The sequence below is a fragment of the Phycicoccus sp. 3266 genome, from assembly GCF_031456495.1.
Taxonomy (GTDB): domain Bacteria; phylum Actinomycetota; class Actinomycetes; order Actinomycetales; family Dermatophilaceae; genus Pedococcus.
In genome coordinates this window covers 943,259-953,758 of sequence record NZ_JAVDUW010000002.1, presented here as the reverse complement: position 1 = coordinate 953,758, position 10,500 = coordinate 943,259, and the positions used below count along the sequence as shown (strand labels likewise).

Here is a 10,500-nt window from a genome sequence, read left to right as displayed (position 1 = left end):
AGCATGGCTGCACCACTACAACCACCACCGACCCCACACCGCCTGCGGCAACAAGCCACCCATCACCCGCTTGACCAACCTGTCAGGTCAGTACACCTAGACCCGGCGATCGCGATGTGACGCCGGTCCGCTCTCGAGTTGTACCCGAACGCCGGGTCGTCTTCGTGCGCGTCGATGCGCGCGTTCGTCAGCTGCGCCACCTCAGACTGCTCAGTGCTGGTTTGACCGTCCTGAAGCCATCGTCGATGTGGGCCTGGCGCACCGGGCGTCGCGCCAACTCGAGGGAGACAACGAAGTCGACCGCCACCTCCGGGATAGTCGGCTCACCGCAACGAGTGGCCGCGACCACGTCCCACTTGAACTCCGGGGTCAACTACCTCGGCATAGCGCATTCTTCCCGAGGAGCGTCGTCCGCTAAGCGACGTCGGCCCACTGAACTTGATAGAAACGACGTATGGCCTTCATCGAAGAGTTTCACAAGTCGACTTCCAATCAAACTAAACGACCTCATAGCACTTGCACGTCCGGCTGGAAGATCGTCGACCGAGACGGTGCGACGGTGCTGCAACTAGACACGTACGGGTCAGAGGCCCGCAAGGACCAGGGCACTGTCAGTCAGTCGATCCAGTTGGATCGCGACCGCGCGAGGGAACTGATTGCCATCATCCATCAAGCATTCCCGGGCCTCTAGGACCACTGTGCCGATTGAGCCGCGACGCGTCTCTCCTGGCGGGGCCCTTAGCGCCAAGATGTCCACCCTGGCGCGACGAGACACCGCGCCCGAGATGGTCTTGCGTCGCGCGCTCTTCGCCTCGGGTCGCAGGTACCGAGTGCAGTACCGAGTTCCGGGTCTTGCACGCCGCCGCGTCGATGTTGCCTTTCCCCGCAGGCGCCTCGCGGTCTTCGTCGATGGTTGCTTCTGGCACGGGTGCCCGATCCACTGCCACTTGCCAGCGACAAACCCGGATTGGTGGCAGTGGAAACTGGACAGGAACCTCGCCCGGGACCGCGATACCGATTTCCAACTGGACCAACTCGGGTGGCGCGTGGTCCGCGTATGGGAACACGAGAGCGCCGAGCAGATGGTTGAAAAGGTCGAAGTCGAGCTCGCACGGAGTTGAGGGAACAACGGCCATACGGTGGGCCCGGAGCGAAGTTCGCTCCGGGCCCACCGTGGTGACTGGCTAGGTCAGCTGCAGCCGCTGGTGCTGCCGCAACCCTCGCAGACGTAGCAGCTGCCGGCGGGGCGCATCTTCGTGCCGCAGGTCATGCAGATCGGGGCGTCGGCGGCCTTGCCCTGGAACTTCTCCAGGAGCTCGGCGGACGAGTGGACCTCGACCGAGACCTCACGGGCCGAAGCAGCGCCGGCGCCACTCTTCACCGCGTCGGCGGAGAGTGCCTTGCCCTCGACCTTGGCCTCGTGCTTCGGCTCGGCCTTGGCGACCGGCGTCGACTGCGAGAGGGTCTGGAACTCGGCCTCGGCCTCGTCCTCGTCCTCCGCCGCGGTCTCGAGCTCGTACGAGCCGGTCTCGAGCTGACGCGCCCGCTCCTCGGCCGTGTGGATGCCCATGAACGACCGGGTGTCGAAGTCCAGGTAGTCCAGCGCCAGCCGGCGGAAGACGTAGTCCATGAGGCTCTGCGCCATCCGCACGTCCGGGTCGTCGGTCATGCCGGCCGGCTCGAACCGCAGGTTGGTGAACTTCTCGACGAAGGTCTCCAGCGGCACGCCGTACTGCAGGCCCACCGACACCGCGATCGAGAAGGCGTCCATCACGCCGGCCAGGGTCGAGCCCTGCTTGCCGAACTTGAGGAACAGCTCACCGAGCTCGCCGTTCTCGTACGTGCCGGCGGTGAGGTAACCCTCGGCCCCGCCGACCGCGAACGAGGTGGTCTGCGACTGGCGACGCTTGGGCAGCCGGCGCCGGACGGGCCGGTACTCGACGACCTTCTCCACGACCGGGGCGGCAGCCTCGGCGGCCTTGTCCGCAGCCTTGTCCTTGGCAGCGGAGCCACCGTCGGACAGCGGCTGGCCGACCTTGCAGTTGTCGCGGTAGACCGCGATCGCCTTGAGGCCGAGCTTCCAGCCCTGCAGGTGCACGTCCTCGATCTGCTCGACCGTGGCGTCCTCGGGCAGGTTGACCGTCTTGCTGATCGCACCGGACAGGAACGGCTGGACCGCCGCCATCATCCGCACGTGGCCCATCGGGCTGATCGCGCGGGCACCCATCGCGGTGTCGAACACCTCGTAGTGCTCCGGCTTCAGGCCGGGCGCGTCGATGACGTGACCCTTGTCGGCGATGTACTCGACGATCGCCTCGATGGTCTCCTCGGTGTACCCGAGCTTCTTCAGCGCGCGGGGGATGGTCAGGTTGACGATCTGCATCGACCCGCCGCCGACGAGCTTCTTGAACTTCACCAGCGAGAAGTCGGGCTCGATGCCGGTGGTGTCGCAGTCCATCATGAAGCCGATGGTCCCGGTCGGGGCCAGCACCGACGCCTGGGCGTTGCGGTAGCCGTTCTTCTCCCCGAGCTTGACGACGTCGTCCCACGCCTTGGTGGCGGCCTGGTGGATGCCCTTGTCCATCACGTCGAGCGTGCGGATCGCATCGTTGGCGGCCTGGTGCTTGCGCATCACGCGCTTGTGGGCGTCCGCGTTGCGGGCGTACCCGGCATACGGACCCACCACGGCGGCGATCTCGGCGGAGCGCTTGTACGCGGCACCGGTGAGCAGCGAGGTGATGGTGGCGGCGAGCGCACGGCCTCCGTCGGAGTCGTAGCCGTGGCCGGTGGCCATGAGCAGCGCGCCGAGGTTGGCGTAGCCGATGCCGAGCTGGCGGTAGTCGACCGTGGTCTTGCCGATCGCCTCGGTCGGGAAGTCGGCGAAGCAGATCGAGATGTCCATCGCGGTGATGACGAGCTCGGCGACCTTCTGGAAGGTCACGGCGTCGAACGTGTCGTCGTCCTTGAGGAACTTCAGCAGGTTCAGCGACGCCAGGTTGCACGAGCTGTTGTCGAGCGACATGTACTCCGAGCACGGGTTCGACGCGGTGATGCGGCCCGTCTCGGGGTTGGTGTGCCAGTCGTTGATGGTGTCGTCGTACTGCAGGCCCGGGTCGGCGCACTCCCACGCGGCCTTGGCGATCTTGGTGAACAGCTCGCGGGCGTCGACCTCCTCGATGACCTCACCGGTCTGGCGGGCGCGCAGCCCGAAGGTCGTGCCCTCCTCGACCGCGCGCATGAACTCGTCGCTGACGCGGACCGAGTTGTTGGCGTTCTGGTACTGGACGGAGGTGATGTCCTTGCCGCCGAGGTCCATGTCGAAGCCGGCGTCGCGCAGCGCGCGGATCTTGTCCTCCTCGCGCGCCTTGGTCTCGACGAACTCCTCGATGTCGGGGTGGTCGACGTCGAGCACGACCATCTTGGCCGCGCGACGGGTCGCACCACCGGACTTGATCGTGCCCGCGGACGCGTCGGCGCCACGCATGAAGGAGACCGGGCCGGAGGCGGTGCCACCGGAGGAGAGCAGCTCCTTGGAGGAGCGGATGCGGGAGAGGTTGAGGCCGGCGCCGGAGCCGCCCTGGAAGATCTTCCCCTCCTCCTTGTACCAGTTGAGGATCGAGTCCATCGAGTCGTCGACGGCGAGGATGAAGCAGGCGCTGACCTGCTGCGGGCTCTTGGTGCCGACGTTGAACCAGACCGGGGAGTTGAAGCTGAACACCTGGTGCAGCAGGGCGTAGGTCAACTCGTGCTCGAAGACCTCGGCGTCCTCCGCGTTGGCGAAGTAGCCGTGGTCCTTGCCGGCCTTGACGTACGTGAGCACGACGCGGTCGATGAGCTGCTTGAGGCTCTGCTCACGCTGCGGGGTGCCGACGGCGCCGCGGAAGTACTTGGTGGTGACGATGGTGGAGGCGTTGATCGACCAGAAGTCGGGGAACTCGACACCGCGCTGCTCGAAGATCGTCTCGCCGGTCTTCCAGTTCTGCTGGACGACGTCACGCTTCTCCCAGGTGACCTCGTCGTACGGGTGCACACCGGGGGTGGTGTAGATCCGCTCGACGACTACGCCGCGGGCTCCCTTGGCGGTCTTTCGCGCACCTGCACGTGCGCCTGCCGTTTCGGTCATGGTGTGGGCCTCCCTGGTCCCCTGGTGGTGCATTGGTTGCAATGGTTTCAACGAGCACCGACAGCCGGTGCGGGCGATGGTCAGGCGGGTATGCCGCGGGCCTAGCCCGGCGGCATACCGGCCTTGCTCTGGTGGTCCGGAGCCGCCTGGGGCTCCTCGCCGGTGGCGTCGCGCTCGGCGCGAAGCAGGGTGATGGCGGCCTCGAAGTCCTCGAGGGTGTCGAAGGCCTGGTAGACGCTCGCGAAGCGCAGGTAGGCGACCTCGTCGAGCTCGCGCAGCGGCCCGAGGATCGCCAGGCCCACCTCGTGGGCCTCGATCTCGGCCTGCCCCTGCTGGCGGATGCACTCCTCGACGCGCTGGGCGAGGAGGGCGAGGTCGTCCTCGGTGACCGGGCGGCCCTGGCAGGCCTTGCGGACGCCGGCGAGGACCTTGGCCCGGCTGAACGGCTCGCTCACGCCGGAGCGCTTGGTCACCGTGAGGCTCGCGGTCTCGATCGTCGTGAAGCGGCGACCGCACTCGGGGCACTGGCGGCGGCGGCGGATCGAGCTGCCGTCGTCGGTCGTGCGCGAGTCCATGACGCGGGAGTCGGTGTGCCGGCAGAACGGGCAGTGCATACCGGTCTCCTCCCCTGCTGATGTGCCCGTCCCGGGGTGTCTGTGGCCGGTCGTGCGGGCCGGCGCCTGGGGACGGACGTGTGGACTACCTGTTGAGAGTCTGTGGGTAAGTGGCTTCGTCCTGTGCACTACATGTGGATGAACTACAGCCGTGTAACCACTAGATGTAGGGATAGTCTGCATCGCTGGCGGCGGCGATGCAAGTCGTTCCGGGAAACTCCGCCGTTCGTCCGAGGCAGTCTGCATCGCCGCAGGTCAGGGGCCTGCGGAGGCCGCGCGCGACACGCCCGAGGTGGTGTCCGTGTGACTGGTGTGACTCTGGAGGCACCCCAGATGTGGGTCCGGCCGGTGGTGGGCGCGCCGGAGCGGAGGTCTGCGCACAGACGAGCGTGTGACTGCGCAGGGAGCGGATCCGTGCGCAGTGGGACGCGGGTGTGTGCGCAGACGAGCGTGTGTCGTCGGCCGGAGATGGTTGGCTGGCGTCATGACCGCCAGGGGGACCCAGGACGCCACGACCGCCGACGCCGTCTGGGAGACGCACCCGGTGACGCCGGACCGGTTCGAGGACTTCGCGGACGTCGTCAACCGGAGCCGCCGGACCACCCACTGCTGGTGCCTCTCGCACCGCCTCACCGCCCCCGAGATCCGCGAGCTCGGCGGCGACGGCCCGACGGCCCGCGAGCAGGCCATGCGCGCGCTGTGCGACCGGCCGAACCCGCCGGGCGTGGCCGCCTACCGCGACGGGGTGCCGGTCGGCTGGTGCAACATCGGCCCGCGGTCGGAGATCACCAGGCTCGCCCGGTCGAAGCTGATGCCGCCCGTCGACGACCGCCCCGTGTGGAGCATCGTCTGCGTGGTGGTCCGGTCGGGTCACCGCAGGCAGGGCGTCACCACGCACCTGCTCGAGGGTGCGGTGGCGTATGCCGCGAGCCGCGGCGCGCCCGCGGTCGAGGCCCACCCGGTGGACACCGAGGGCGCCCGGATGGACCTGACGATGGCGTTCGTCGGGACGAGGGCCATGTTCGAGCGGGTCGGGTTCGAGGTCGTGGGGACGACCGCCGCCACCGCGAGCGGGATGCCGCGCCTCGTCATGCGGCGCGAGCTCGCCTGAGACAGGCTTCCCGCCGACTGGGGACGACACGGCCACTCGTGTCAGCGGGCTGGGTCATACTGCCGCCATGCATCTGGGGGGAAGCATCCGGACCGCGGCGCTCACGCTGGCCGCCGCCACCGCGCTCGCCGCCGGGACGACCGTGCTCGCGCCGAGCCCTGCGCTGGCCGCCGGCGGCCTCGGAGAGAGCGGGACGACCCGTTACGTCGTCTCCGAGGACGGCTCCCCCGTGAAGGTCACCCAGACCGTCACCGTGACCAACGAGCAGCCGTCGACGGCGACCCGGTACTTCTACTGGACCGGCTACGGCGTGTGGCTGCCGAGCTCGGTGACGTCGCTCAAGGGCACCTCGAACGGGTCCTCCATCCCGGTGAAGGTGGTCCGCCAGAAGGGCCAGTACTACGCCGACATCAGCTTCCCGAGCGACCTGCGCTACGGCCAGACCCGAACCGTCACCCTGACGTACACGATCCCCGGGTCGCCGGTCCGCTCGTCCCAGCCCGGACGCGTCGGCAAGGGGTATGCCGCGTTCGACGTCTACTCCCCCGGCGACGCCGGGCGCGCCACCATCGAGGTCGTCTCGCCGCGCTGGATGACCCTCGACCTCGGCATGGCTTACACCGAGTCGGGCAGCGGAGACACCCGTGTCGCCACGATCCACGGCGGCGGCCCCGACGGCCTGTGGACCCAGCTGTCGCTGCGCGACCCGTCCCAGGTCGTCAAGCGCGAGGTGAAGGTCGGGCAGTACGCGTTCTCCCTGCAGGCCTTCCCCGGGGACACGCGCTGGTCCTCCTACATCGCCGGCCGCCTGCCGAGCTCGGTCACGACGCTCGAGCGGCTCACCGGCCAGCCGTGGCCGAACCGCTCGACCACGATCACCGAGGACGCCAGCGGGCAGGTCTACGGCTGGGACGGCAGCTACGAGCGCGGCCGGATCGACGTCTCCGAGGCGCTGGACCCGGCCCTGCTCGCACACGAGCTGTCGCACGCCTGGTCCAACTTCGACCACCTCGACGACCGCTGGCTCACCGAGGGCCTGGCGCAGGAGCTCGCCACCGAGACCACGGCCGCGACGGGCCAGAAGGACACGAAGCACCCGGCCGTCTCCCCCACCCAGAAGTCCGCGTTCCCGCTCGCGGACTGGCAGGGCTCGAGCCGCGCGGGGTCGGCCGAGGACTACGCCTACCCCGCGTCGTGGCGGGTCGTGCACGACCTCGTGGCCGGCAGCAGAGCGGTTCCCCGACCGCAGCTCATCAAGGCCCTGACCACGACGAGGACCGTCTACGACGCCCCCGGCGAGCGCACCATCACGACGCACGCGACCACCTGGCGTCAGGCGTACGACCTCTTCGAGGTGCTCGGCGGCAACGCCAGCACCCGCGCGCTGATGACCCGGTGGGTCCTGGACTCCGAGGGCAAGGCGCTGCTGCCCGCGCGCACCACGGCCCGGACCGCGTATGCCGCGCAGGACGCCGCCGACGGGGCGTGGTCGCTGCCGCGCGGGGTCCGGACGGCGATGGCGGACTGGGACTTCACCCGGGCCGGGCGCGAGCTCGCCCTGACCCGCGCCCTGGGACCGCAGGCGAAGGCCGCGCAGGCGGCGGCGACCGCCGCCGTGATCGACGTCGCGTCGCTGCGGGCGGCCTACCAGTCGGCTGACGAGACCAGCGAGTACCGCGAGGTGGGCGCGCAACTGGGGACGTTCGTGCGGGAGGCGAGGGCGTTCCGGTCGACGCGGTCGGACGTCGACTCGGCCGGCCCGCTCGCACGGCTCGGCGACCTCGTCCTGCAGCCCGGAGCAGACCTCGACCGGGCCAAGGGCGCCATAGCCAAGGGCGACACCGCCAGCGCCGATGCCGCCCTGGCGGACGCGCGGACCGGCGCGGGGCGGGCGACGCTCGTCGGTGCCGGGCTGCTGCTGGGGGCGGTGCTGGTGCTGCTTGCGCTGGTGCTCATCCTGCGCTGGGCCACCCGCCGCCGGGGCCGCCGGCGACGCGGACGTGTGAGTGGTGCGCGCGTTCCGGACGGTGGTCCGTCAGCCGGCCAGCAGGACGTCCTCGTCGCGGTCACGCCCAGCGACACCGCCGCGCAGGACCGCCTCGTCGCGGTCACGCCCAGCGGCACCGGCGCGCAGGACCGCCTCGTCGAGGGCGGCCAGGCTGGCGTCGTCCAGCCCGTCGAGGCTGGCGACGGCCCGGCGCCCTTCACGCACGCAGTCGTCGAGCGAGGTGATGCCGGCAGCCTCGAGGGCGCGACGGGCCCTGGCGCCGAGCCGGGGCAGGGCGGTCACGACCGCACCACCCGGTAGTCGACGAACGTCGCGAGCCGGGTCTGGGTGACGCCGAGGTGCTCGAGCTCGAGGTCCTGGTCGAAGCCCTCGAACAGACGCTTCCCGCCCCCGAGCACGACCGGGGCCAGGATGATCGAGAGCTCGTCGACCAGGCCGGCCGCGAGCGCCTGGCGGATGACGTCGGCGCCGCCCATGACGTGGACGTCCTTGTCCCCGGCGGCCTCCTTAGCGGCCTCGACGGCGTCGACCACCCCGGAGACGAAGCGGAAGGCGTCGCCCTCGGGCTGCTCCTGCGGCCGGTGCGTGACGATGAAGAACGGGACGCCCCACGGGTTCGTGTCGTCCCAGTGGCCCGACGCCTCGTAGGTCGCCCGCCCCGCGACGACCGCCCCGAGGTCCGCCATGCCGCGCGCCATCCAGCCGTCGTCGTCGGCGCGCGTGTTGCCCTCAGGCATCGAGTCGTAGGTCCACGGACCGCCGAACACCCAGTGGTGCAACCGCTCCCCGCCCTCGCCGAGCCCCCTGCCAGGCCCGTCGTCAGGGCCGGCGACGTACCCGTCTACCGAAGTGGTGATGCCTGCCTTGACCGTGCCCATGCCGAGCTCCTTCGCGCCGTCCGCCGTCCACTGCCTGTCAGTGAGGTGGACCCGAGGGTTCGCCGGAACTCATCGGACAGGGTGAGGCTCGGGTCACGCTGCGGGTCGGGCGCCGCCCTCGCAGCGCTGCTTGAGACCGGCGGCCTCCAGGGCGAGGTAGCGGTCGGTCAGGTTGCCGTAGACCCACTGCACGACCGATCCCAGCGGGCCGGCCTGCTCGATCGACAGCCGCACCCGCGTCCCGCCGCCGGGCAGGGGCTCCACCGAGTGCCGGGCCGTGGTCCGCACACCCGGTGACGTGCTCACCCAGGTGAAGTGGTCGACGGGTTCGATGTCGGTGACCGTCCAGTCGACGGTGGGCATCTTGGGCTGGCTGATCTTGGCCTGCGACCCCGTCCGCAGCGGTCCCTCGTCCACCCTGCGCACCCACCGCATCGTCGGCGTCCAGTCGGGCCAGTGCTCGACGTCGGTGACCACCTCCCAGACCCGGCTCGGCGGGGCCGCGACGTCGATGGTGGTGCTCTGCTCCATTCCTCCATGGTCGCGCAGAAGGGCCCGAGTTCCTACAGGATGAGCCCATGGTCACCGCACTGGACCGCTCGCGCGTGCTCGCGCTGCGGCTGGCCACGCAGCGGCTCTCCTCGGCGCCGCTGCCGACCGCGGCGGAGGTCGTCGAGCTGCTCACCTGCGTGCAGGGCCAGGAGCGCGACCACGCCTTCTACTCCCTCGCCATGCGGTCGCGCCGCTCGACGTATGCCGCGGTGCGCGCCGAGCTCGACGCCGGCGCCCTCGTGCGGACCCACATCCTGCGACCCACGTGGCACCTCGTCCGCCCGGAGGACCTGCGCTGGATCCTGGAGCTCACCTCTCCCCGCGTCCTGGCGAGCATGGCCGGCAGGCACCGGCAGCTCGGGCTCGACGAACCTGGGGTCCTCGACGATGGGGTCGAGCAGGTGGCAGAGCTGTTGCGCGGCAAGCACTTTCGCACGCGCGCGGACCTAGGCGCCGAGCTCGCTCGGCTCGGATCCCCTGTCGGGCCGGGCGAGCGGCTTGGCCACCTCTTGCTCGTCGCCGAGCTGCGCGGGGTGGTCTGCTCGGGACCGATGACCGGGGTCCACCACACCTACGCGCTGGTCGACGAGGTCGTCGCCCCGACCCGGCGACGAGAGCGCGACGAGGCACTCGTCGACCTCGCCCGACGCTTCTTCACCGGGCACGGACCCGCCACGGTCAAGGACTTCACGCGGTGGTCCTCGCTGACCGTCGCCGACACGAGGGCTGCCCTCGCCGAGCTCGGTGACGACCTCGAGCAGGTCGAGGTCGACGGCCAGCCGCACTGGTACGACCCCGAGGCGGTGCCGCGGCGCAGCCCGGCCGCGCCGACGGCATACCTCTTCCCGACCTATGACGAGGTCGTGCTGACGTACCCGACCGTGGGCTTCCCTGCCCTCTCCGACCATCCGTATGCCGAGCGGACCGACCCGTTCTGGGCGATGGTGCTGGCCGACGGCGAGAACGTCGGGCTGTGGAAGCGGACCATCTCGGCGAGCGCGGTCGAGGTCGAGGTCCGGCTCGCACCGAGCCTGTCCCGCGCGCGCCGGACGTCGGTGCGCCTGGCGGCCCAGCGGCTCGCGGGGTTCCTCGAGCGGGACCTCACGTATACCGAGAACGAGGGCACGCCGCCCCTGTGGCGCGGCTGACCCGCACGCGGAGGTCTGTGTGCAGACCAGCGTGGTGGTGCGCAGGGAGCGGATCAGCGCGCAGAG

General features: G+C 70.2%; 10 protein-coding genes. 6 read left to right on the top strand and 4 right to left on the bottom strand.

Annotation, left to right across the window (positions count from 1 at the left end; genetic code table 11):
• From J2X64_RS14370 to J2X64_RS14360, 3 genes are all read left to right on the top strand, one after another.
• The coding region (locus J2X64_RS14370; RefSeq protein ID WP_310155896.1) for an integrase core domain-containing protein at positions 1 to 100 on the top strand (100 nt) is incomplete at its 5' end.
• 354 nt (positions 101 to 454) lie between these two features.
• Entirely contained in the window at positions 455 to 691 is a 237-nt protein-coding gene (locus J2X64_RS14365) for a hypothetical protein (protein WP_310155813.1), read from the top strand.
• Positions 692 to 749: 58 nt separating this feature from the next.
• Positions 750 to 1,121: a very short patch repair endonuclease gene (locus J2X64_RS14360; protein ID WP_310155812.1), complete on the top strand. Its 372-nt coding sequence runs from the start codon at positions 750 to 752 to the stop codon at positions 1,119 to 1,121.
• Positions 1,122 to 1,189: 68 nt separating this feature from the next.
• Here the strand turns inward: J2X64_RS14360 and J2X64_RS14355 are convergent, their stop codons facing one another.
• Together J2X64_RS14355 and nrdR are read right to left on the bottom strand one after the other, a co-directional pair.
• Positions 1,190 to 4,123: a vitamin B12-dependent ribonucleotide reductase gene (locus J2X64_RS14355; RefSeq protein WP_310155809.1), complete on the bottom strand. Its 2,934-nt coding sequence runs from the start codon at positions 4,121 to 4,123 to the stop codon at positions 1,190 to 1,192.
• 101 nt (positions 4,124 to 4,224) lie between these two features.
• Positions 4,225 to 4,737 (bottom strand): transcriptional regulator NrdR, encoded by a 513-nt coding sequence (gene nrdR, locus J2X64_RS14350; protein WP_310155804.1) that lies wholly within the window; start codon positions 4,735 to 4,737, stop codon positions 4,225 to 4,227.
• Positions 4,738 to 5,221: 484 nt separating this feature from the next.
• On the opposite strand from nrdR, the gene J2X64_RS14345 reads away from it, so the two are divergent.
• Both J2X64_RS14345 and J2X64_RS14340 read left to right on the top strand, forming a co-directional pair.
• Complete coding sequence (locus J2X64_RS14345; protein ID WP_310155800.1) at positions 5,222 to 5,848, top strand: GNAT family N-acetyltransferase; 627 nt, start codon at positions 5,222 to 5,224, stop codon at positions 5,846 to 5,848.
• Between the two features lie 67 nt (positions 5,849 to 5,915).
• Positions 5,916 to 8,156 (top strand): hypothetical protein, encoded by a 2,241-nt coding sequence (locus J2X64_RS14340; RefSeq protein WP_310155793.1) that lies wholly within the window; start codon positions 5,916 to 5,918, stop codon positions 8,154 to 8,156.
• Here the strand turns inward: J2X64_RS14340 and J2X64_RS14335 are convergent.
• Entirely contained in the window at positions 8,135 to 8,734 is a 600-nt protein-coding gene (locus J2X64_RS14335; protein WP_310155789.1) for a dihydrofolate reductase family protein, read from the bottom strand. The two genes, J2X64_RS14340 and J2X64_RS14335, sit on opposite strands and share 22 nt — an antisense overlap.
• 93 nt (positions 8,735 to 8,827) lie before the next feature.
• Entirely contained in the window at positions 8,828 to 9,265 is a 438-nt protein-coding gene (locus J2X64_RS14330) for an SRPBCC family protein (protein WP_310155786.1), read from the bottom strand.
• Between the two features lie 47 nt (positions 9,266 to 9,312).
• Between J2X64_RS14330 and J2X64_RS14325 the strand changes: the two genes are divergently transcribed.
• Positions 9,313 to 10,434, top strand: a complete 1,122-nt coding sequence (locus tag J2X64_RS14325) for a winged helix DNA-binding domain-containing protein (protein WP_310155784.1) — start codon at positions 9,313 to 9,315, stop codon at positions 10,432 to 10,434.
• The last annotated feature ends 66 nt before the right edge of the window (positions 10,435 to 10,500 follow it).